Below are 22,491 nucleotides of genomic sequence, written 5' to 3' on the forward strand. Positions count from 1 at the left end.
GCCGTGTTATTCAACGTGTCGATGCACTTATTTAGTCGTTTTCACCGGGCGAGGCCAGTCGGGCTTTTCTAGCTGTCGGCTGCGCGTCACGGCTAGGGCGTGCTCGGCCACGTCTTTGGCGATCGTGGAACCTGCACCGACGGTGGCTCCTTTACCCACCGTGACGGGGGCTACCAACGCGGTATTGGAGCCGATGAAGGCGTTATCGCCTATCTCGGTGCGATGCTTGTTAACACCGTCGTAGTTGCAAGTAATGGTCCCCGCGCCTACGTTCACATCGCGCCCCAAGCGAGCATCACCCACGTAGCTTAAATGATTGATTTTGCTACCTTCACCCACATCGGCATTTTTGGTTTCGACAAAATTACCGACTTTGGCTTTGACCGCCAAGCGCGTGCCGGGACGCAGCCGCGCGTAGGGCCCCACCTGATTAAGGCCCGCCGCCACGGTCGTATCGATCACGCTATGGCTGTGAATCTCGCTTTCCGCGCCGATGGTGCTGTTCTTGATGATGCAGTAGGGGCCAACGCGCACGCCTTCGCCAAGCTCGACATCCCCTTCGAACACGCAACCCACGTCGATGAAGACGTCGTGACCGCAGGTGAGTTTACCGCGCACGTCGATGCGTGCTGGGTCGGCCAAGGCAACGCCTTGGGCCATCAACGTCTCCGCTATCTGCTGCTGATAGGCACGCTCGAGGCGGGCCATTTGCGCACGATTATTGACCCCTTCTACCTCGATAGCCTGCTGCGGCTGCGCGGTGGCCACCTTAATGCCCTCATTGGCCGCCATGGCGATCACATCGGTCAGGTAGTACTCACCCTGGGCATTCTCTGCCGACAGCTGGGGTAGCCAGCGCTTCAATTGGGCGCTGGTCATGGCCATGATGCCGGTGTTGCACTCGGTAATCGCCAACTGCTCGTCGGTAGCATCTTTCTGCTCGACGATCGCCACGGCGTGGCCATCGCTATCGCGTACGATACGCCCATAGCCGCTGGGGTCATCCAGCGTGACGGTGAGCAGTCCCATGTGCTGCTCATCCACCTGGGTCAGCAGACTCGCCAGCGTCTCGCGGCGAATCAGCGGCACGTCCCCATACAGTACCAGCACGATGCCGCTGCCCAGTTGAGGCTGCGCCTGAGCGACCGCGTGTCCGGTGCCCTTCTGCTCTTCCTGCAACGCAAACGAGACCTTGAACTCCGCCAGCGCCTCTCGCAGCTGGTCGGCACCGTGACCAATCACCACGTGAGTACGGCTAGGGTTCAAGCCATTGGCCGTTTCCAGCAGGTGCTGCACCATGGGCTTGCCCGCCAGCGTGTGCAGCACTTTGGGAAGTTGAGAGCGCATCCGTGTGCCTTTGCCCGCCGCAAGGATGACGATATCGAGGTCGTACATGTTATTCACCTGTCTCCGTTTGGCGATTCGCCGTGGGCGCCGCCCAGGGTTCGATGCCCAATTCGTCGATCAGCGCATCACCGAAATAGTTGACGAAGGCCGGACTCGCCAGGCTGCGCCAGCGATCCCCTTCGCGTACTAGCATCAATATATTGAGATTGTTCTCGACGGCCAGCTGCATCCCTTGTTCGCTCCCGACGACGGTGAGTGCCGTGGCCCAGGCATCGGCCCAGGCGTTCGAGGGGTGAAACACCGATACCGACGCCAATTGATGCTTGATGGGCCGCCCGGTTCGCGGGTCCAGAAGATGGGAGAAGCGCTCGCCGTCGACGTCGAAGTAATTGCGATAATCGCCGGAGGTGGCCACCGACATGCCCTCCAGCGCTATCACGTGCTGTGCTTCCGGCACGCCGCTTTGCGGCACTTCGATGCCGATACGCCAGGGCGTCTGCGCGTCGATATCGCGGTAACCGCGGGCAGTCAGCCCGCCACCGATATTGACCAGATAGTTGTCGATGCCTTGCTGGTCTAGATACGCCGCTACGCGGTCGGTAGCGTGGCCTTTCGCCACGCCAGAGAGGTCGGCGAAGACATCGCGTAAGCGGCGCGCCTGCATCCGCTGGGTATCGACCTCTACCGCATCGAAGCCAACGGTCGCCAGGCGCTCGCTGAGTTCGGCATCGCTGGGGACTTCCTCGGGCCGCGCTTCGGGGCCGAAGCTCCATAGATTGACGACGTCGCCAATGGTGATGTCGAACGCTCCACCGCTGGCTTCTGCCACCGAGCGGCTAATGGCCATCACTTCGATCAACTCGTTGGAGAGCGGCTGCCACTCACCAATCGGCGCACCATTGAACGCGACCAGTTCAGAGTCGTCGCGGTAGGTCGACATGGCCTGGTCCACGTCTTCCATCTCGGCCAGGATGCCCTCTTCCAGCGCTTTAGCATCGCCTTGGGTGAGCGGGTCGACCAGCGTCACTTGATAGTAGGTTCCAAAAATGCCGCCTTCGAAGCGCACTGGCGACTCCAAAGGACGGTCACTCTCCGAGCAGCCTGCCAGTAGCAGTCCGACCAGTGCCACGATCCCCACACGCCCACACGCGGTTTGATAGCCCTTCATCCGATTTCCTTAATTGAACGCGCCGGGTCAGAAGTGAAAAAACCAGAGTAACCAAGCACCAAACAGTACTCGATAGACCACGAACGGCTGCATGCCTAGCTTTTTAATCACCACCAGGAAGTAGTGAATACACAGATAAGCGCTGATACCCGATAACAGCGCCCCTACTAGCATAGCGGGTACGTCGATCAGGTGAGGCGCTTTGAGCAGGTTCACCGCTTCGAGCCCACCGGCCAGCACGATGACGGGAATCGAGAGCAAAAACGAGAAGCGCGCAGCGCCTTCTCGGCTCATGCCGACCATCAGCGCCGCGGTCATGGTGATCCCCGAACGCGACGTCCCGGGAATTAGCGCCAGCACTTGAGCGCCGCCGATGATCAGCACGTCTTTCAAGGTCATCTGGTACTCGCTGCGAGTGCCGCGCATTTTCCAGTCGGCGTAGCCTAGCAGTAAACCGAATCCGATCAGGCTAAGGCCGATGATCAGCGTCGAACGCATGTAGCCTGCGATCAGGTCGTGGAGTAAAAAACCGACGATGCACACCGGTAAAGTGGCCACGGTGACCCAAAACGCCAAGCGCGCGTCGTCATCGACGCCGTTGCCTTTGACCGCCGTGAGGCTGCTGGCGATCATTTGCCAAATTTCTTGACGAAAATAGATCACCACGGCGCTCAAACTGCCCAAATGGAGCGCCACATCGAACGCGAGACCTTGATCTTCCCAGCGGGTCAGCACCGGCACCAAAATCAGATGGGCAGAGCTAGAAATCGGTAGGAATTCAGTGAGCCCTTGCACCACCGCCAATACCACCACTTGGAGCCAATCCATAGGTCGTCCTGTCTGTGTTCTGTGTTCGATGTGTCGTTATGAAAGGAGGTTGTCTCACCTGCAGCGGCGCTTAGGATACACATCCCGCCCTGCCTTGTCCGCACCGGCAACGCCTGCGAATTCACAATAGGGTATAGAGCTTGCCCGGCGGTAAGCTACAATGGGCGTCTATTGGAAGTGTGCGTCCCTGCAAGGTACCTCATGACTCAGACCGTAGAAACGCCAGTGGTTCCCAACCACGAGCTGGATAGCCAAGAAGCCAAGCGCGTGACCTACATCGGCGCTTGGCTAGACGGTTTACTGAGCGTCATCAAAGTGGCCGTGGGCTTTTTGGTCGGCTCGGCCGCGCTTATTGCTGACGGCATTCACTCGCTCTCCGACCTCGTGACCGACGGGTTCGTACTGGCAGCCATTCATTATGGCCGCCAAGAGCCGGATAACGACCACCACTACGGCCATGGCCGTATCGAAACGCTGACCACGCTGCTACTGGGCAGCGTGCTGATTTTCGTGGCTGGGGGCATTGCCTGGTCGAGCCTCGATCGCCTATTCAGTGGCGCAGAGGTCAACGCGCCTGGACTCATCGCCATCGCCATCACCGTCTTGGCACTGCTCAGCAAAGAGTGGATTTTCCGCTACACCATGCGCGTGGCAAAGCGGGTGAAGTCCAAACTGCTCGAGGCCAACGCTTGGCATTCGCGCAGCGACGCGCTTTCCACGGCGGTGGTGCTGGTCGCACTGGTAGGCGCGCAATTCGGCCTGGGCTGGCTGGACGCCATCGCCGCGATCATCGTCGGCCTGCTGGTCGGCAAGGTGGGTTGGGATCTGCTGTGGGAATCCGCCCGCGAGCTTGTCGATACGGCTTTGCCAGAAGATATCCAGCAGCAGATGCACGACGTTGCTTGCAGCGTACCGGGGGTCGACAGCGTTCACGATCTGCGCACCCGCCAATCTGCCGGGTGGGTGATGGTGGATCTGCACGTAGTGGTCGGGCCGAAGATCACTGTGTCAGAAGCCCATGAAATCGGCAATGAAGTGAGCCGTCGCCTGCGCCATGAATTTCCTTTATTGACCGACGTGATTTTCCACGTCGACCCGGAAGATGACGCCGGCGAAGGCGACCCCAGCCGCCTACCCGGCCTGCCGCTACGCCCGGAAGTGGAAGCGGCGCTGAACGAGCGCTGGTACCGCCACCCGGTGTGGCGCACGCTGAACGAACTACAGCTGCACTACTTGGACGATAAAGTGTCGGTATCGCTGATCATCGGCGATGCCGTTCACCAGCCGCCTCAGTGCCTGGCGAGCCAGCTCAAGGCGCTGGCCAGCGACATCGAGTGGCTAGGCCACGTGGAAGTCATGTTCATCACCCGTGCTGCCAGCAGCGCCATGCGCTAGGTTCGGCTAGGCGCTGGCCAGCACGGCGGTGGCAATGCTGAAATAGATCAGCACCCCCGAGGCGTCGATGAGCGTGGTCACCAGCGGCGCAGACGCGGTGGCCGGGTCCACGTTGAAGCGCTCCAGCACGAACGGTAAACACATGCCGATCAAGCTGCCAAACAGCACGATGGTCACCATGCTGAGCGCGACGATGATGGCCACCGCTTCACCGCCGCGCACAATACCAATCGGGGCAACGGCAATCGCCATGGTCAGCCCTAATGATCCCGCCACCAACAGCTCACGTCCGAGCATCTTGCTCCAATCCTTTACGCCCACATCGCCGGTGGCCATGCCACGCACCATCAGCGTCGCTGCCTGCGCCCCTGCGTTGCCACCGCTGCCAATCAGCAGTGGTAAGAAGAAGACCAGCGCCACTTGCGCGGCGATGGTGTCCTCGAAATAGGCAATGCCGGCCCCTGAAAAGAGGTTGGCAAACACCAGCAGGACCAGCCAGAACACCCGCTTGCGATAAAGGCTCCACAGCGGTACCCGGCTCACGCCATCCTCTAACTGCCCGATGGACATGCCCTTGTGGATATCTTCGGTGGCCTCCGATTCGGCGACGTCCATGGCGTCATCGTGGGTGACGATGCCCACCATGCGACCATCGGCATCGATCACCGGCAGCGCCAGCAAATCGTAGCGGGCGACGATTCTGGCCACTTCCTCCTGCGCTTTGTCCACGGGCGTTTTGATCACATCCTTGATCATGATGTCGTCGACCATTGCGCCAGGTCGCGCGACCATCAACTGGCGCAGTGACATGGTGCCGATCAGATGGCCGTCGCTATCCAGGACATAGAGCTGATACACCGTTTCTGCATCCGGGGCGGTCTGGCGAACGCGCATCATCGCTTGTGACACCGTCATGCCACTGGCTATGGCCACATAGTCAGAGGTCATGATGGCGCCAGCGGTGCCCTCTTCATAGCTGGCTAGGCGTTTGAGATCCTCACGCTCTTGGTGCGCCATACGACGCAGCAGCGCTTCGCGGCGATCTTCGCCGAGCAAGTTGAACAAGTCCGCCCGCTCATCGGAGCCCATCTCTTCGAGCAGCTTGAGCACCTGGGTATCGGTCAGCTCTCCCACGACTTCGAGCTGGCTCTCTTTGGGCAGGTAGCCCAGCACGTTGGCCGCACGCTCGGCGGAGAGTATCGCCAACACGGCAAGGGCTGCCGACAGCGCGTCGTCCTCCTCGATCAGCTCTTCCAGCACCTCGCCGATATCCGCCGAGCGAATTTCCGCGAGCCGCTCTGCTAGCCGTGCTTTATTCGGCGCGTCTTGGGTCAGCTCTTCCAGCAGCTCGCTTTTTAGGGCTTGTAAGGCTTCTTCGTTGAGTGCCATCGCCATCTCCTTGTGTGCAGACCAGCGCCATACTGATATTCGTCTTCTTTACTATCGGGCAAAAAAAACGCCCCTTGAGCCCAGTGACGGGCTCAAGAGGCGTTTTAGTCACGCAGCGCGTGTCGTTAGCCTTTACCCGCCTTCTTACGCAACTGCTGAATCGTTCGCAGTTGGGCAACGGCTTCGGCGAGTTCAGCGGCAGCGCGGGTATAATCCAGCTCCGCTGACTTCTCGTTAAAGGCTTTCAGCGCCTGCTGACGCGCTTCTTCAGCAGCGGCCTCGTCGAGGTCGCTGGCACGCGCCGCAGCGTCTGCCAGGATCGTCACGACATCTGGCTGAACTTCCATGAAGCCGCCAGAGACAAAGAAGTTCTCTTCCTTGCCATCATCGTGGATCACGCGGATCGGGCCCGGCTGAAGCTCGGTCAGCAGCGGGGCGTGCCCCGGCAAAATGCCGAGGTCACCCATAATCCCGGAAGCAATCACCTGCTCAACCTTACCTGAGAAGATGGATGCTTCTGCGCTGACGATATTGCAAGTGAAGCTATTCGCCATAGCGAATCCCCCTAATGGACGGGATTACTTCTTCATCTGGTTGGCTTTTTCGACAGCTTCGTCGATGGAGCCGACCATGTAGAAGGCCTGTTCCGGCAGATCGTCGTAGTCACCCGCGAGGATGCCCTGGAAGCCACGGATGGTGTCTTTCAGCGACACGTACTTACCGGGCGAGCCAGTGAAGACCTCGGCCACGAAGAACGGCTGCGACAGGAAGCGCTGGATCTTACGCGCACGGGCAACGGCCAGCTTGTCTTCGTCAGACAGCTCGTCCATACCCAGAATCGCGATGATGTCCTTCAGTTCCTTGTAACGCTGCAGAACGTTCTGAACGCCACGCGCCACGTCATAGTGCTCTTCACCGACGACCAGCGGATCCAGCTGACGCGAGGTGGAGTCCAGCGGGTCGATCGCGGGATAGATACCCAGCTCGGCGATGGAGCGTGCCAGTACCACGGTCGCATCCAGGTGCGAGAAGGTGGTGGCCGGCGACGGGTCGGTCAAGTCATCCGCAGGGACGTAAACGGCCTGTACGGAGGTGATAGAACCGGTTTTCGTGGAGGTGATACGCTCCTGCAGAACGCCCATCTCTTCGGCCAGCGTCGGCTGATAACCTACCGCAGACGGCATACGACCCAGCAGGGCGGATACTTCGGTACCGGCCAGGGTGTAACGATAGATGTTATCGACGAACAGCAGAACGTCACGGCCTTCATCACGGAATTTCTCAGCGATGGTCAGACCGGTCAGCGCGACGCGCAGACGGTTGCCGGGCGGCTCGTTCATCTGACCATAGACCAGCGCTACCTTGTCGATAACGTTGGATTCGGTCATTTCATGATAGAAGTCGTTACCCTCACGCGTACGCTCACCAACACCGGCGAATACAGAGTAGCCGCTGTGCTCGGTGGCGATGTTGCGGATAAGCTCCATCATGTTAACGGTTTTACCTACACCCGCACCGCCGAACAGACCGACCTTACCGCCTTTCGCGAAGGGGCACACCAGATCGATGACTTTGATACCGGTTTCCAGCAGCTCGTTAGAGGCTGCCTGATCGGCATAGCTCGGGGCCTTGCGGTGGATCGGCATGCGCTCTTGCTCACCGATCGGGCCAGCTTCATCGATCGGCTCGCCGAGCACGTTCATGATGCGACCCAGCGTTTCCTTACCGACCGGTACGGAAATCGCGGCACCTGTGTTGGTTACGTCCAAGCCACGTTTCAAGCCCTCGGTGGAGCCCATGGCAATGGCGCGTACTACGCCGTCGCCCAGCTGCTGCTGGACTTCGAGGATGGTCTCAACGTTGGAGACCTTCAGCGCGTCGTAGACCTTGGGCACAGAGTCCCGCGGAAACTCTACGTCAATCACCGCGCCGATGATTTGTACGATACGTCCGCTCATCTTGGTTCCTCTCAAAAACCTGCAAATGAAACCTGTCTGCCGGGAGCCACCTAAGCGATGGCAGGCTCCCTAGGCGTTATACGGCTGAAGCGCCGCCGACGATCTCGGAAATTTCCTGGGTGATGGCGGCCTGACGGGCCTTGTTGTACACCATCTCCAGATCGTCGATCAGGTTGCCCGCGTTATCAGTGGCACTCTTCATAGCGATCATTCGGGCGGCCTGTTCGCACGCACCGTTTTCGACTACCGCCTGATACACCTGCGATTCGATGAATCGAACCAACAGGCTGTCTAGCAACGCCTTGGCATCCGGTTCATACAGGTAGTCCCAGCTTCCGGGACGGGCGTTTTCTTCGTCATGCTTAGCGTCTGCGCCCATATCGGACGACAGAGGAAGAAGCTGACGCACGACGGGCCGCTGGGTCATGGTGTTCACGAACTCGTTATACACCACGTACAGACGGTCCAGGCGTCCTTCGTCATACGCTTCGAGCATGACCTTGACACTACCGATCAAACCCTCGACGGTCGGTGCTTCCCCTAACCCGCTCTTGGCCGCAATCAAATTGCCGCCGTAGTTGCGGAAGAAAGCGCCGGCTTTCGAACCGAGGGCGCAGAAGTCTAGCTCAGCGCCTTGCTGCTTCCAGGCAACGGCGTCTTTCACCACTGCCTTGAACAGGTTGACGTTCAAGCCGCCACACAGGCCGCGGTCGGTGGAGACCACAATGTAACCAACGCGCTTCACCTCGCTACGCTCGACCATGTAGTCGTGCTTGTACTCGGGGTTTGCGTCGGCAATGTGGCCTACCACGTTACGAATCTGCTTGGCGTACGGCTGGCCAGCCTTCATCAGATCTTGCGCTTTACGCATTTTCGATGCAGCCACCATTTCCATGGCGCTGGTAATCTTCTGCGTATTTTTAATGCTCCCGATCTGGGTGCGTATCTCTTTTGCAGCTGCCATAGCGATCTACCTTTCGTTCGTGGCTCTCAGAAAGCATGCAAGCCCGCCCGCAGGCGGGCCGGACATTACCAGCTCTGAGTCGCCTTGAACTTCTCGAGACCTGACTTCAAGCCGTCCTGAATCTCGCCGTTGTAGTCGCCGGTCTGGTTGATCTTGTCGAGCAGCTCGCTGTGCTCGGACTTCATGTAGTCGTGCAGGGCACGTTCGAAGTCCAGCACCTTGTCGACGCTCACGTCATCCAGGTGACCTTCGTTAGCGGCGTACAGCGACAGCGCCATTTCTGCAACTGACATCGGCGAGTACTGCTTCTGCTTCATCAGTTCGGTAACGCGTTGACCGTGCTCGAGCTGCTTGCGGGTCGCTTCATCCAGGTCAGAAGCAAACTGCGAGAATGCCGCCAGTTCGCGGTACTGAGCCAGAGCCAGACGCACACCGCCACCCAGCTTCTTGATGATCTTGGTCTGCGCAGCACCACCTACACGAGAAACCGAGAGACCTGCGTTGATCGCCGGACGGATACCGGAGTTGAACAGGTTGGTTTCCAGGAAGATCTGACCATCGGTGATGGAGATAACGTTGGTCGGAACGAACGCCGATACGTCACCACCTTGCGTTTCGATGATCGGCAGTGCGGTCAAGGAACCGGTTTTGCCCTTCACTTCGCCGTTGGTGAACTTCTCGACGTAGTCGGCGTTGACGCGCGCAGCGCGCTCCAGCAGACGTGAGTGGAGATAGAACACGTCACCCGGGTAAGCTTCACGGCCCGGCGGACGACGCAGCAGCAGCGATACCTGACGGTAGGCAACGGCCTGCTTGGAGAGATCGTCATACACGATCAGCGCGTCTTCACCGCGGTCACGGAAGTACTCGCCCATGGTGCAGCCAGAGTAAGCGGCCAGGAACTGCATCGGTGCAGGGTCGGCAGCGCCAGCAGCCACGACGATGGTGTGTTCCATCGCGCCGTGCTCTTCAAGCTTGCGCACCACGTTGGCAATGGTCGACTGCTTCTGACCGATGGCGACGTAGACACAGGTCACGCCTTTGCCTTTCTGGTTGATGATCGCATCGATGGCAATGGCAGATTTACCAATCTGACGGTCACCGATGATCAGCTCACGCTGACCACGACCGATTGGCACCATGGCGTCGATGGATTTCAGACCGGTTTGGATCGGCTCGTCAACGGACTGACGGGTAATAACGCCAGGCGCTACTTTTTCTACCGCGTCGGTCAGTTTGGCGTTGATGTCGCCTTTGCCGTCGATGGGGTTACCCAGCGCATCGACCACACGACCCACCAGCTCGGGGCCTACCGGCACTTCCAGAATGCGACCGGTACACTGGGCGGTCATGCCTTCTTCGAGCTGCAGGTAGTCACCCAGGACAACGGCACCGACGGAGTCACGCTCCAGGTTCAGTACCATGCCGAAGATGCTGTTGGGGAATTCGATCATTTCACCAAACATCGCGTCTTCGAGGCCGTGAATTTTCACGATACCGTCGGAAACGCTGACGATGGTGCCCTGATTACGGGCTTCAGATGCGACGTCAAGCTTCTCGATTCGCTGCTTGATGATGTCGCTGATCTCGGAAGGATTCAGTTGCTGCATGCCATGTCCCTCAGACTCAAGCGGTCAGCGCTTCGGAAAGTCGGTTCAATCGACCACGCACCGAGCCGTCAATGACGGTATCGCCGGCACGCAGGATGACACCGCCAATCAGCGCCTTGTCCACCTGAGTAGTAATGGAGATTTCGCGATTCAGACGTTTCTTGAGCGCGTTTGCTAGCTTGGTCTGCTGTTGGCTGTCCAGCTCGTAGGCGGACGTGACCAATACCTCGACCCGCTGCTCATGATCGGCACGCAGGTGCTCGAACTGTTCAGCGATGAAGGGCAGAGCCATCAAACGACCTTGGTCGGCCAGGGTATCCAAAAAGCGCGACACGTCGGTGCTCTGCTCCGGCAACATATCGGAGAGCAGGGCGACCTTTTTGTCGTTCTCGAGCTTTGGACTGCCCAGCAAGCGACGTACATCGCTGTTGGCAACCGCTGCGCTTAAAAAACCCAGCGCTTTGGACCAGCTATCAAGCGCCTCATGATCACGCGCGTATTCAAACGCCGCCTTAGCGTAAGGACGAGCGACGGTAAGTAATTCCGCCATGGGTCACCTCCTTACAGTTCAGCAGCAAGCTCATCAAGTAACTTGCGATGTGCTTTCTCGTCGACCGAAGCTTCGAGGACACGCTCGGCACCTAGGATGGCGAGGTGAGAAACCTGGGCACGAAGCTCGTCTTTTGCACGATTCACTTCTTGCTCAATTTCGGAACGAGCGCTTGCCATCAGGCGTTCGCCTTCAGCGCGAGCCTGTTCGCGTGCTTCTTCGATCATTTGAGCAGAGCGCTTGTTGGCTTGCTCGAGAATTTGAGAAGCCTGCTCCTTGCTTTCACGCAGCGTTTGCTCGGCACGCTCTTGAGCTAGCTCAAGGTCGCGCGTCGCACGGCTGGCTGCGTCCAAGCCATCAGCAATTTTCTTCTGACGCTCGTGAAGCGCGTTGCTGATCGGAGGCCACACATACTTTATGCAAAACCAGACAAAGATCGCGAAGGCGATCGTCTGCCCGATAAGCGTCATGTTGATATTCACAGGGATGTACCTCTGACAAGTTCGTGGCGACCGGAGTGAAACAAAACCGAGCGGATGGCCGCTCGGTCAAGCTGCATTAACCGGCGACAACGAAGATCAGGTACATCGCGATACCAACACCGATCATCGGAACGGCGTCCAGCAGACCGGCCATGATGAAGGTTTTGGTTTGCAGCTGGTCACCCAGTTCCGGCTGACGCGCAGTCGACTCAAGCAGTTTGCCGCCCAACAGAGCGAAGCCAATGCCGGTAGCCAGTGCGCCCAGACCGATGATGATGGCAGCTGAGAGATAAACCATTTCCATGATGTTGCTCCTGAGTTTAAGTTTTGGTTAAGGGTTGAGGGTTAATGAAAACGTCGTTGCTTGGTTTAGTGGTGTTCGTGCGCCGCGCTGAGGTAAACCACCGACAGCGTGGTGAAAATAAAGGCCTGCAGCGTTACCACGAGGATGTGGAAGATGGCCCATGGCACGTCCAACAGCCAGATTGCCCAGAACGGCAGTAGCGCAATCAGGATAAAGATAACTTCACCGGCAAACATGTTACCGAACAGACGCAGGCCGAGACCCAGCGGCTTCACCAGCAGGCCGATCACTTCAAGTACCAGGTTGAAGGGAATCAGCGCCCAGTGATTGAACGGCGTCAGTGACAGCTCTTTGGCGAAACCACCGGCACCTTTGACTTTGATGCTGTAGTAGATGATCAAACAGAACACGCCTAGCGCCATACCCAGCGTGGCATTCGGATCCGTCGTCGGTACGATTTTCATGTACTCAACGCCCAGACGCTTGAAGAGCTCGGGACCATAGTCGACCGGGATGATCTTCAGCGTGTTCATGAGCAGAATCCACACGAACAGCGTCAGCGCCAGAGGAGCAATGATGGGGTTGCGGCCATGGAACGTGGCCCGTGTGAGGTTTTCGATGAACTCAACGACCATCTCAACGGCATTTTGCAGACCGCTGGGAACGCCGGTGGTCGCCGCTTTACCGGCTTTACGGAAAATCCAGATGAACAGAAGGCCCATGGCGATGGACCAGCCCATGGTGTCCAGGTGAATGGCCCAAAAGCCCATTTCACGAGCTTCTTCGGCGGAGTGCGCCAGCGACCAGCCATTCTCTGGGTGTTTACCAAAGGTCAGGTTCTGCAAGTGGTGCTGGATATAGTAAGTCGACGAGACTTCGTTTCCTGCGGCCATAGACATGTCACCTCAATCAGTTGTGCGATTTTCCAGGCATTAACCAAGGCGCAAGCCAATGCGTTAGAACAACCGCAACATAAGCACTAAAAAAGAAAGCGGGGTTTGAGGGGGGCACTACCACGAACACCAGTGCAAACAGCGCCACCGTCAAACCAAACTTGCCTGCTTCGGCGCGAAACAGGTCCATCGCAACCGATCCCCGGCGCGTATTACGAAAAATTCCCAACCGCTGTATGAAGAAAGCGTGCGGTAGCAGAGCTACCAGGGCTCCCGTGATGACCGATACGACTCCAGACACCTGAGCAGCGAAGTAAGCGAGCAGCGCACCGAAGAGCATGACCACGAGCTGGGCGCAGATAAGCCGGACAACGTAGGCTCGCCGACGCTGGGTTTCAATTCGCTGCATATGCATTCAACATCGTGCCTGTTGGCACGTGATTCCTCAGCGCGTTAGACAGGCTGCTGGGGATACGCCTTTCGACACACCTGTCAGCAACCTGCACAAATCTTGCGCGATTATAGGGAAGCGCTATCACACCTTCAACCGAAGTTGCACGGATTTCGCGCGTTTCAGCGCCGACTTGCGACCAAAGGGTGAAAAACTGACCGCATCTTTCATTAGCCTGCTATTTAATGTGCGACAGGATGCCATCCAATTCTTCGAGACTGGTGTAGCGGATGGTGACCTTCCCCTTGCCTTTTTGGCCATGATCGATCGACACCGGCGCGCCCAGCAGTTCACCTAAATGTGTCTCGAGTCGGGCGACATCCGGCGTTTTGGGCGATTGTTTGGTGGGGGCAACAGGCGCCTGTTGCGTTTGTACCTTTTTCACCAACGCCTCGGTGTCGCGTACGGTGAGGTCTTTATTGACCACTTCATGGGCGACCTGGCGCTGTTGGGCGCTGGTGAGCGATAGCAGCGCTCGGGCGTGGCCCATATCGAGATCCCCTCGCTCCAGCAGCGTCTGCACTTCCGGGTCGAGGGCAAGCAGGCGCAGAAGATTGGCGACCTGAGTGCGGGATTTCCCCACCGCGTCGGCGATCTGCTGCTGCGTCAGCTCGAACTCCTCGCCCAGGCGCTTCAAGGCCAGCGCCTCTTCGATCGCGTTGAGGTTTTCCCGCTGAATGTTCTCGATCAGCGCCAGCGCCAGCGCTACCTCATCGCTGACGTAGCGGATCACGGCAGGAATGACGTCGAGCTCGGCCAGCTGTGCCGCGCGCCAGCGGCGCTCACCGGCAATGATTTCGTAACGGTCGTTGCCAATGGGACGCACGACGATGGGCTGCATCACCCCTTGGGCGCGAATGGAGTCGGCAAGCTCTTCCAACGCTTCGGGCTGAATGTCCCGACGCGGCTGATACTTGCCCCGCGTCAGTTGCCCAAGCGGCAGGCGTTCTAAGCGTTCGGCGGTTGCATCATCCGGCATGCCCTCGGGCAGCGGCGTCTCTGCGTTCTCCAGCGTCGTTCCGCCGGTGAGATCCAAACTGTCACGACGACGGGCGCCCGCACCAATCAGGGCATCCAGGCCACGTCCTAGCGCGCGTTTACGCGTCATTCGCTTTCCCTCGTACTGTTTCGTTACGTACTTTGAACGCCACGGCAGCCACCGTTACAACGACAGGCGCCGAATCATCTCTTTGGCCAGCACGCGATAGGCCTGGCTGCCCCGCGAAAAACGGGCATATTGGGTCACAGGAACGCCATGGCTCGGCGCTTCAGCGACTTTGACGTTGCGCGGAATGGTCGTTTTGAGCAGCGCGTCGCCAAAGAAGTCGCGCAGCTGCTTGTCCACTTCCCGAGTGAGGCTGGTGCGTTTGTCGTACATGGTGCGCAGAATGCCGGAGACGGCAAGCTCAGGATTCACGCTCTGCTTGATCTGCTCCACGGTATCCAACAATGCCGAGAGACCTTCCAACGCATAAAACTCGCACTGCAGCGGAATCAGTACGCCGTGGGCTGCCGTCAGGGCATTCACGGTCAGCATATTCAGCGACGGCGGGCAGTCGATCAGCACCACGTCGTAATCGTCGGCGACGCTGGCAAGGGCCAACGACAGCCGGCTTTGGCGCTGTTCGCTATCCAGTAGCTCCACTTCCGCCGCGGTCAGATCACCGTTACCGGGCAGCACATCGTAGTGCACCGGTAGCCCGCGCACGATGACGTCCCGGGCGGTGGCTTCACCAAGCAGCACGTCGAGTACGCTTTTCTCGAGGTCGTACTTGTCGATCCCGCTGCCCATGCTGGCATGCCCTTGGGGGTCGAGATCCACCAGCAGCACGCGGCGATCCAGAGCCGCTAGGCTCGCGGCCAAGTTAACGGCTGAAGTGGTCTTGCCCACGCCGCCTTTTTGGTTGGTCAGGGCAATGATCTGGCTCACTACTCAACTCCTTTTGGGGTCAGGATCAACAGCTGCCGCTCGGCGGTTTCGGAGGGTACATTCAACAGGTGGCGCTCACTCAGTGCAATGCCTTCGGGCAACTCACGCAGCTCGTCATCGGCACCGGGTCCTTTCATCGCTAACCACTGGCCGTGGGCGGCGGGCAGCGCGCGGGTCAACGTCACGAAGTCGACCAAGCTAGCAAACGCCCGTGAGATGACTTGATCGAACGACTGCCCGGCGAACTGCTCGACGCGGGCTTGGGTCGGGGTCACGTTGGTCAGCGACAGTTCCATCACTGCTTGGCGCTGAAAACGTACTTTTTTGCCATTGCTATCCAACAGCGTGACCTGCAGCTCGGGATTCAGAATGGCCAATACCAACCCCGGCAGTCCTGGCCCCGCGCCCACGTCGAGAAGCGCTGGGCCATGAACGTAGGGCGCCACGGCGGCGCTATCCAGCACATGGCGCGAGACCATCTCTTCGACATCGCGCACTGCGGTGAGGTTATAAGCCCGATTCCACTTGTGCAACAGCGCCAGTAGCCCGAGCAGCTGCTCTCGCTGTGCTGCCGTCACGGATACGCCCAAATCGGCCAGTCCTTGATCCAACTTGGGCGCTACGGGGGTGGGCAACAGATCGATCAATGGCTGTAGTGCGCTCATCCGTTGGCGACCTCGGTATGGCTGACCAAGCGGCGCTTTTTCAGGTGAATCAGCAGAATCGATACTGCCGCTGGCGTCACACCGGAAATACGCGCGGCTTGTGCGAGGGTTTCCGGACGCGCTGCGCTGAGCTTCTGGCGAATCTCATGGGACAGCCCTTCCACCTTCTGATAATCCAGCTCGGCGGGCAGTGGGGTCGATTCATGGCGCTTTAGCTTATCGATTTCATCCTGCTGACGATCAATATAGCCCTGATATTTGGCTTGAATTTGCACCTGTTCGGCGACCGCGTCGTCGTCGATACCGCCGTGCTCCATGCCGGGTAACGCTGCGATATCGGCATAGGTCAGCTCGGGGCGCTTTAGCAGATCACTCAGGCTGTACTCACGCGGCAGTGGTTTACCGGTCTTTTCGGCAATCTTTGCGGCTGCCGGGCTGTTGGGCTGCACCCAAGCAGTGGCCAAGCGCGCCGTTTCGCGTTCGATGGCGTCACGCTTTTGGCTGAAGGCTGCCCAACGGGCGTCGTCGACCAGACCCAGCTCGCGGCCCTTTTCGGTTAGACGCAGATCGGCATTGTCTTCGCGCAGTAGCAGACGGTACTCCGCACGGGACGTGAACATACGATAGGGCTCTTTGGTGCCCATAGTGATCAAGTCGTCTACCAGTACGCCCAAGTAAGCCTCATCGCGACGTGGATACCACGCCTCGAGTTGCTTGGCGCGGCGAGCGGCGTTCAGGCCCGCCAGTAGCCCTTGGGCACCCGCTTCTTCGTAACCGGTCGTGCCGTTGATCTGTCCGGCAAAAAACAGGTTGTGGATAAATTTCGTTTCCAGCGAGTGTTTCAAATCCCGTGGATCGAAGAAATCGTACTCAATGGCGTAGCCAGGACGCGTGATGTGCGCGTTTTCTAACCCTTTGATCGAGCGCACCACCTGCAGCTGCACATCAAACGGCAGTGAGGTTGAGATGCCGTTGGGGTAGAGCTCGTGGGTATCCAGGCCTTCCGGTTCAATGAATACCTGGTGGCTCGACTTGTCGGCAAAGCGGTGCACTTTGTCTTCAATCGACGGGCAGTAGCGCGGGCCAATCCCTTCGATTACGCCGGAGTACATTGGCGAGCGATCCAAGTTACCCAGGATGATCTCGTGGGTACGCTCGTTGGTGTGAGCAATATGGCAGCTCACCTGCTGGGGGTGCATTTCCCGCGAGCCGAGATAAGACATCACTGGCGTTGGCGTATCGCCCGGCTGCTCTTCCAACTGCGAAAAATCGACGGTCTTGGCGTCGATACGCGGCGGCGTACCGGTTTTGAGTCGGTCAACGTGAAACGGCAACGCACGCAGACGTTCCGCTAGCGCGTTGGAGGGCGGATCACCCGCTCGGCCGCCTCGGCTTTGATCCAACCCGATGTGGATCACCCCACCTAGGAAGGTGCCGGTCGAGAGTACGACGGACTCCGCGTGAAAGCGAATGCCGGTTTCAGTCACGACGCCGCGTACGGTGTCGTTATCCACAATGAGATCGCCAGCCGCCTGCTGAAAAATCGTCAGGTTGGGCTGGTTTTCCAACATGCCGCGAATGGCGGCTTTGTAGCGAATGCGATCGGCTTGAGCACGAGTTGCGCGTACTGCGGGCCCTTTACGTGCGTTGAGCACGCGAAATTGGATGCCGCCTAAATCCGTGGCTAGCCCCATTGCACCGCCGAGTGCATCGATTTCTTTCACCAAATGGCTCTTGCCAATGCCGCCGATGGCGGGATTGCACGACATTTGGCCGAGCGTCTCGATGTTGTGGGTGAGCAATAGGGTTTGACAGCCCATACGAGCAGAGGCCAGTGCGGCTTCAGTTCCCGCATGGCCACCGCCGATGACAATCACGTCAAAGCGGTCGGGGTAGTTCAAGAGACACCTCGTCTTGCGCCTGTTGGCACGGATGATGTGGTCAGCGATTCAGCGCTGTTGGAATAAGCCCGCCAGTATAAACCTCCTGTGGGTAACCGTCAGGTTTTTCCACACCCCAATCTAAGGGTTCAGTCTTTATTAATAACAAAATAAAAATAAATAAGAGAAGTTCTGTTGATGTAGTAACTACTGGTGTGGACAGATTCTGTTGATAAGTGAGTATATCTTATATTTATCAATATCTTACATTGTTGACCTTTACGTGATTAAAGCGCGGAGTACCTGCGTAGAAGCGGTGATGGAGCTGTGGATGAAACGTCGACTTACCCACAGCGCTGCCTGACAACGGGTTATCCACCTATGAATACCGCGCTTGTTACCGCACCTGTGAACAAGTGCGTTGGCATTACCGTCGTGCTTGGAGAAGTGCACATGCTGGGGGCTGTGGCGATATAGCGGGGTGTGTGTAAAAAATAGTATCCACAGGCAAAAAAAATGGCCTGTCAGGAAGACAGGCCATCGGGTGACTCGCTTTTTATGCTGTTTTTGCCCTGAACAGAGCGGAAATCGAGAGCGTATTAGTGTTTGAGTACGCGCGCCAAAAACGACTGGGTGCGCTCGTGTTGAGGCGCATCAAAGAGCTGTTCGGGTGGGCCTTGTTCGGCAATTTCGCCCTTATGAATAAAGATGATGCGGTCGGCCACCTCACGGGCAAAGCCCATCTCGTGGGTAACGATCACCATGGTCATGCCCTCTTTGGCAAGCTCACGCATGGCATCCAGCACTTCACCAATCATCTCGGGATCGAGGGCTGAGGTTGGCTCATCGAACAGCATGAGGCGCGGTTCCATCGCCAACGCACGGGCCAGCGCCACCCGCTGCTGCTGGCCGCCGGAGAGCTGACTTGGGTACTTGTCGGCCTGATCGGCAATGCCGACACGCTCCAGCAGCCGCTTGGCAGTCTCTTCGGCGTCCTGACGGCTCCAGCCGCGCACCTTCATCGGTGCGAGCGTGATGTTGTCGAGCACGCTCAAGTGGGGAAACAGATTGAACTGCTGAAACACCATGCCCACTTCGGTGCGGATGGTTTGCAGCGCCTGACTGCTTTTACCGTTGGGTAGCAGCGTATTGCCGTCCACATCCAGGCTGCCTGACTGAAACTCTTCCAAGCCGTTGATACAGCGAATGAGTGTGGATTTACCGGAACCGCTGGCTCCGATGACCACGACGACTTCACCCGGCACGATCTCCAGGTCGATGTCATTGAGTACGTGCAGGTTACCAAAGTGCTTGTGGAGCTTTTGCATACGCACAATAGGCGTTTGAGTAGAAGTCATTGTGCGCTCCTTATTGGCCGGCGAGGCCGCGGCTTTCGAGTTGACGCAGCACCAGTGAGAGGGTCCAGGTAATGGCGAGATACATCAATGCCACCATGAAGTAGACCTCCAGCGCGGTGAAGGTGGTGGCGATATAGATCTGCCCTTGACGTACCAGCTCACTGACCCCGATGACGGAGAAAAGCGAGGTATCTTTGATACTGATAATGCCCTGGTTGCCCAGCGGTGGAATCATACGGCGCAGGGCTTGGGGCCAAATGACATACCGGAAGGACTGTACTCGGGAGAGGCCAAGCGATAGCGATGCTTCCCGCTGGCCGCGCTCGATGGACTGCACGCCGCCGCGCACGATCTCAGAGATATAGGCACCGGAGTTGACGGCAATGGCGGCAATACCGGCGACCAACGCGTTGATAGGCCCGCCCAAGAGCTGTGGCAAGCCATAAAAAATGAACAGTACCTGCACCAGAATGGGCGTACCACGGAACACTTCGATATAGACGATGGCTGGCCAGCGTAACCAGCGCACCGGGCTAATGCGCAACAGGCCAAAGAAAATGCCGATGAAAAAACCAATCGCCAGACCACCAAACGAAATCAGTAGGGTCCAGGGAATACCGGGTAACAAATAGGGGATCGAGCTAAACGCAGCCGACCAGTCGAACTGAAAGTTAACGTCCACGCGTTATCTCCAGGCAAGAGGAACAACGACACAGGGCCGGGGGAAATGGCCGCCCGGCCCTGTGGTGAGAGTCGCTTTAAGCGTTGGTTATGGCATAGCGCGCGAATTACTCAGCGCTGGGTGCTTCACCGAACCACTTCGTGTAGATCTCGTCGTAGGTGCCGTCTTCACGCATAGCGGCCAGCGCTTCATTGGTCGGTTCTACCCACTCGCTGCCTTTGTGGAACACGATGCCGTACTGCTGACCCTCATACAGCGGGCCGACCACCTTGGTACGGCCTTCGCCACGGGTTTGCGAGAAGTAGGCAACGTTCGGCGCATCGTAAAGCACGGCATCGACGTTGCGGCCCAGCAGTGCCATGTACATATCGGCGGTGCCGGGGTAAGGCGTGATGTCGGCGTCTTCGCCGAACTCTTGCTGGAGGAAGTCGTAGCTGGTGGAGCCGATTTTGGTTGCCACCGCCAGACCTTCTAGGTCGTCGATGGAAGACACCTCTTCGTTATCGGCGCGAACGATGATGCGCAGACCAGAATCGTAGTAGGGGTCAGAGAAGTCGACGACCTGGGAGCGCTCGTCGGTGATGGTGGTACCCGCAATGGCGATCTCCTGGCTGCCGGTTTGTACGGCGGGAATGATGCCAGAGAACTCCATGGTGGTGAGGTTGACTTCAAAGCCGGCGCGCTCGGCGACTTCGTTGATGATGTCCATGTCGAAACCGATCATTTCGCCGGTCTCGGGGTCGAGCATCTCGAAAGGCACAAAGCTTGGGTCAGTGGCCACGTTAACGGACGGCGTTTGTGCAAACGCGGTGGTACTGCCCAAGCCCAGTGTGATGGCGGTTGCCACGGCAGAGGTAGTGAATAAGTGTTTCATTAGTTTCCCCATGTTTTATGTGGTTTGCCGCGCTGTTTATAGAATTTTTTTTCTTATAAATCGGGCAAGCAAACGTTATTGACCTTTCAACCTTGGCGAGAAACCGCCAAGGCGTCAAGTCATGGGGAAGGGGTTGCCACCAACGTTGGTCACACCATAAACGAGGCACCGCACCCGCAAGTAGTGGTGGCATTTGGGTTTTGGACACGAAAACGTGCGCCCGCCAGACCCTCTTCATAATCGACCGTGGAGCCGACCAAGTACTGATACGAGAGCGGGTCGACGACCAGCGTGGCATCGCCAAACTCAATCAGCGTGTCGTCTTCGGCAACGTTGTCCGCGAAGTCAAAACCGTATTGAAAACCTGAGCAGCCGCCACCGGTAACGTACACGCGCAGTTTCAGCGCCGGGTTACTCTCTTCAGCCATTAACGCTTTGATGCGTTTGCGTGCGCTGTCTGACAGTAACAGAGGAGTTGGAACAAAAGCTTCTGCACCGCTCATGGGTACCTCCCGCGAGCTTTAAGAACGAATAATCCGCATTGGGGGGTGATTATGGGTAATTCCCAGCAAATTGGTCAACTATTGCTGGGAATTCCTCGAACGTTAGGGCATCAGCGCGGGGGCGTTGAGCCCCATGTGCTCGTCAAAGCCAAACATTAAATTAAGGTTTTGAATGGCTTGACCAGAGGCGCCCTTCACCAGGTTATCAATGACCGAGAGCACCACGACCGTATTGCCGTTACCCGGGCGGTGGACCGCGATCCGGCAGGTATTGTTGCCTTTGACGCTGCGGGTTTCCGGGTGGCTGCCAGCGGGCATCACATCCACGAACGGCTCGTTGGCGTAGCGCTGCTCGAACAGGGCCTGTAAGTCGTCGGGCTCGGCGGTCAGCGTGCTGTAGAGCGTGGCGTGAATGCCGCGGATCATGGGCGTTAGATGGGGCACAAAGGTCAATCCCACCGGGTTGGGCTGCATGTCGCCCAAGCCTTGACGAATTTCCGGCAGATGGCGGTGGCCGCCCGCGCCGTAGGCTTTCATCGATTCGCTGGCCTCGGCGAGCAGCGAGGCGACCTTAGCGCCGCGGCCAGCACCGGTCACACCGGATTTACAGTCGGCAATCAGCTGGTTTGGATCAATTAAGCCCGCTTCTAACAGCGGCAGGTAGCCGAGTTGAACGGCGGTGGGGTAGCAGCCAGGAACGGCAATCAAACGCGCTGTTTTGATCTTTTCGCGGTGCATTTCGGGCAGGCCGTAGACGGCTTCTTCCAGCAGTTCCGGCGCGCCGTGGGGTTGGTCGTACCAGCGGCTCCACTCGTCGGCATCTCGCAGGCGGAAGTCGGCGGAGAGATCGATTACCCGGGTTCCGTTAGCCAGCAGCTCGCCTGCAAGCGCATGGGCAACGCCGTGGGGTGTGGCGAAAAAGACCGCATCCATCGCGCCCAGCGCTTTGGCGTCAGGTTCGCTAAACGCCAGTGTGTCGTAGTGGCCGCGTAAATTGGGGTACATGTCGCACACTTTCACGCCCGCCTCTGAGCGAGAGGTGATGGCTTTCACGCTTACCTGGGGATGCTGGGCCAGCAGCCTGAGAAGTTCGACGCCGGTGTAACCGGTGCCGCCTACAATGCCAACGTTAATCACAAACCACTCCTTGTGTGCTTCGCACAGCCAACGCTTGAATAATTAACAGCCTAATGAGTGTGGCCAGGCTGTTGAAGTGTATCCAGCTATGATACACAAGAGAGCCAGCGCTTAAGAGCGCTG

Annotated in this window: 23 protein-coding genes; 1 reads left to right on the forward strand and 22 read right to left on the reverse strand. The window is 58.2% G+C overall.

Annotated elements, in window-relative coordinates; translation table 11 throughout:
* Nucleotides 1-27: 27 nt before the first annotated feature.
* From glmU to AB6K10_RS03510, 3 genes are read right to left on the reverse strand one after another with little or no spacing between them, the layout of a single operon-like run.
* Entirely contained in the window at nt 28-1,395 is a 1,368-nt protein-coding gene (gene glmU, locus AB6K10_RS03500; RefSeq protein WP_339117997.1) for a bifunctional UDP-N-acetylglucosamine diphosphorylase/glucosamine-1-phosphate N-acetyltransferase GlmU, read from the reverse strand.
* A gap of 1 nt (nt 1,396) precedes the next feature.
* A complete protein-coding gene (locus AB6K10_RS03505; RefSeq protein WP_339117998.1) occupies nt 1,397-2,515 on the reverse strand; it encodes an FAD:protein FMN transferase in 1,119 nt (372 codons plus the stop codon).
* 27 nt (nt 2,516-2,542) lie between these two features.
* A complete protein-coding gene (locus AB6K10_RS03510) occupies nt 2,543-3,343 on the reverse strand; it encodes an undecaprenyl-diphosphate phosphatase (RefSeq protein WP_339117999.1) in 801 nt (266 codons plus the stop codon).
* Nucleotides 3,344-3,544: 201 nt separating this feature from the next.
* On the opposite strand from AB6K10_RS03510, the gene AB6K10_RS03515 reads away from it, so the two are divergent.
* On the forward strand, nt 3,545-4,738 hold the full coding sequence (locus AB6K10_RS03515; protein WP_339118000.1) for a cation diffusion facilitator family transporter: 1,194 nt from the start codon (nt 3,545-3,547) through the stop codon (nt 4,736-4,738).
* Nucleotides 4,739-4,744: 6 nt separating this feature from the next.
* Here the strand turns inward: AB6K10_RS03515 and mgtE are convergent, their stop codons facing one another.
* The 19 genes from mgtE to argC form a co-directional block, all read right to left on the reverse strand.
* The gene (gene mgtE, locus AB6K10_RS03520) at nt 4,745-6,127 is read right to left on the reverse strand and encodes a magnesium transporter (protein ID WP_159343637.1); all 1,383 of its coding nucleotides are present in this window, start codon (nt 6,125-6,127) and stop codon (nt 4,745-4,747) included.
* A 125-nt stretch (nt 6,128-6,252) separates the two neighbouring features.
* Nucleotides 6,253-6,681, reverse strand: a complete 429-nt coding sequence (locus AB6K10_RS03525) for a F0F1 ATP synthase subunit epsilon (RefSeq protein ID WP_044628606.1) — start codon at nt 6,679-6,681, stop codon at nt 6,253-6,255.
* A gap of 24 nt (nt 6,682-6,705) precedes the next feature.
* On the reverse strand, nt 6,706-8,085 hold the full coding sequence (gene atpD / locus AB6K10_RS03530) for a F0F1 ATP synthase subunit beta (RefSeq protein ID WP_062361064.1): 1,380 nt from the start codon (nt 8,083-8,085) through the stop codon (nt 6,706-6,708).
* 76 nt (nt 8,086-8,161) lie between these two features.
* Complete coding sequence (atpG, locus tag AB6K10_RS03535) at nt 8,162-9,049, reverse strand: F0F1 ATP synthase subunit gamma (RefSeq protein WP_159343638.1); 888 nt, start codon at nt 9,047-9,049, stop codon at nt 8,162-8,164.
* 65 nt (nt 9,050-9,114) lie between these two features.
* Nucleotides 9,115-10,659: a F0F1 ATP synthase subunit alpha gene (gene atpA, locus AB6K10_RS03540; protein WP_159343639.1), complete on the reverse strand. Its 1,545-nt coding sequence runs from the start codon at nt 10,657-10,659 to the stop codon at nt 9,115-9,117.
* 16 nt (nt 10,660-10,675) lie between these two features.
* Nucleotides 10,676-11,209, reverse strand: coding sequence for a F0F1 ATP synthase subunit delta (locus AB6K10_RS03545; RefSeq protein ID WP_159343640.1), 534 nt, complete (start codon nt 11,207-11,209; stop codon nt 10,676-10,678).
* Nucleotides 11,210-11,220: 11 nt separating this feature from the next.
* Complete coding sequence (locus AB6K10_RS03550) at nt 11,221-11,691, reverse strand: F0F1 ATP synthase subunit B (RefSeq protein WP_044628601.1); 471 nt, start codon at nt 11,689-11,691, stop codon at nt 11,221-11,223.
* A 76-nt stretch (nt 11,692-11,767) separates the two neighbouring features.
* Nucleotides 11,768-11,995 (reverse strand): F0F1 ATP synthase subunit C, encoded by a 228-nt coding sequence (atpE, locus tag AB6K10_RS03555; RefSeq protein ID WP_007112217.1) that lies wholly within the window; start codon nt 11,993-11,995, stop codon nt 11,768-11,770.
* A 65-nt stretch (nt 11,996-12,060) separates the two neighbouring features.
* Nucleotides 12,061-12,888 carry a F0F1 ATP synthase subunit A gene (gene atpB, locus AB6K10_RS03560; protein WP_058577370.1) on the reverse strand — a complete coding sequence of 276 codons (828 nt, stop codon included), beginning with the start codon at nt 12,886-12,888 and terminating at the stop codon, nt 12,061-12,063.
* A gap of 16 nt (nt 12,889-12,904) precedes the next feature.
* Nucleotides 12,905-13,297 carry an ATP synthase subunit I gene (locus tag AB6K10_RS03565; protein ID WP_159343641.1) on the reverse strand — a complete coding sequence of 131 codons (393 nt, stop codon included), beginning with the start codon at nt 13,295-13,297 and terminating at the stop codon, nt 12,905-12,907.
* A gap of 220 nt (nt 13,298-13,517) precedes the next feature.
* The gene (locus tag AB6K10_RS03570) at nt 13,518-14,447 is read right to left on the reverse strand and encodes a ParB/RepB/Spo0J family partition protein (RefSeq protein WP_159343642.1); all 930 of its coding nucleotides are present in this window, start codon (nt 14,445-14,447) and stop codon (nt 13,518-13,520) included.
* 54 nt (nt 14,448-14,501) lie between these two features.
* Complete coding sequence (locus AB6K10_RS03575) at nt 14,502-15,269, reverse strand: ParA family protein (RefSeq protein WP_159343643.1); 768 nt, start codon at nt 15,267-15,269, stop codon at nt 14,502-14,504.
* Nucleotides 15,269-15,934 carry a 16S rRNA (guanine(527)-N(7))-methyltransferase RsmG gene (gene rsmG, locus AB6K10_RS03580; RefSeq protein WP_339118001.1) on the reverse strand — a complete coding sequence of 222 codons (666 nt, stop codon included), beginning with the start codon at nt 15,932-15,934 and terminating at the stop codon, nt 15,269-15,271. The genes AB6K10_RS03575 and rsmG overlap by 1 nt, the downstream gene beginning before the upstream one ends.
* Nucleotides 15,931-17,835 carry a tRNA uridine-5-carboxymethylaminomethyl(34) synthesis enzyme MnmG gene (gene mnmG, locus AB6K10_RS03585; protein WP_339118002.1) on the reverse strand — a complete coding sequence of 635 codons (1,905 nt, stop codon included), beginning with the start codon at nt 17,833-17,835 and terminating at the stop codon, nt 15,931-15,933. The genes rsmG and mnmG overlap by 4 nt, the downstream gene beginning before the upstream one ends.
* A gap of 578 nt (nt 17,836-18,413) precedes the next feature.
* Nucleotides 18,414-19,172 carry an amino acid ABC transporter ATP-binding protein gene (locus AB6K10_RS03590; RefSeq protein WP_159343646.1) on the reverse strand — a complete coding sequence of 253 codons (759 nt, stop codon included), beginning with the start codon at nt 19,170-19,172 and terminating at the stop codon, nt 18,414-18,416.
* A gap of 10 nt (nt 19,173-19,182) precedes the next feature.
* The gene (locus AB6K10_RS03595; RefSeq protein ID WP_159343647.1) at nt 19,183-19,854 is read right to left on the reverse strand and encodes an amino acid ABC transporter permease; all 672 of its coding nucleotides are present in this window, start codon (nt 19,852-19,854) and stop codon (nt 19,183-19,185) included.
* Nucleotides 19,855-19,960: 106 nt separating this feature from the next.
* Complete coding sequence (locus AB6K10_RS03600; RefSeq protein WP_339118003.1) at nt 19,961-20,728, reverse strand: transporter substrate-binding domain-containing protein; 768 nt, start codon at nt 20,726-20,728, stop codon at nt 19,961-19,963.
* A gap of 149 nt (nt 20,729-20,877) precedes the next feature.
* A complete protein-coding gene (gene erpA / locus AB6K10_RS03605) occupies nt 20,878-21,231 on the reverse strand; it encodes an iron-sulfur cluster insertion protein ErpA (RefSeq protein ID WP_083025782.1) in 354 nt (117 codons plus the stop codon).
* A 102-nt stretch (nt 21,232-21,333) separates the two neighbouring features.
* Nucleotides 21,334-22,368 (reverse strand): N-acetyl-gamma-glutamyl-phosphate reductase, encoded by a 1,035-nt coding sequence (gene argC / locus AB6K10_RS03610; RefSeq protein WP_253018742.1) that lies wholly within the window; start codon nt 22,366-22,368, stop codon nt 21,334-21,336.
* Between the last annotated feature and the right edge of the window lie 123 nt (nt 22,369-22,491).

This window comes from Halomonas sp. BMC6 (assembly GCF_964204995.1).
In the GTDB taxonomy this organism is placed as follows: Bacteria; Pseudomonadota; Gammaproteobacteria; order Pseudomonadales; family Halomonadaceae; genus Vreelandella.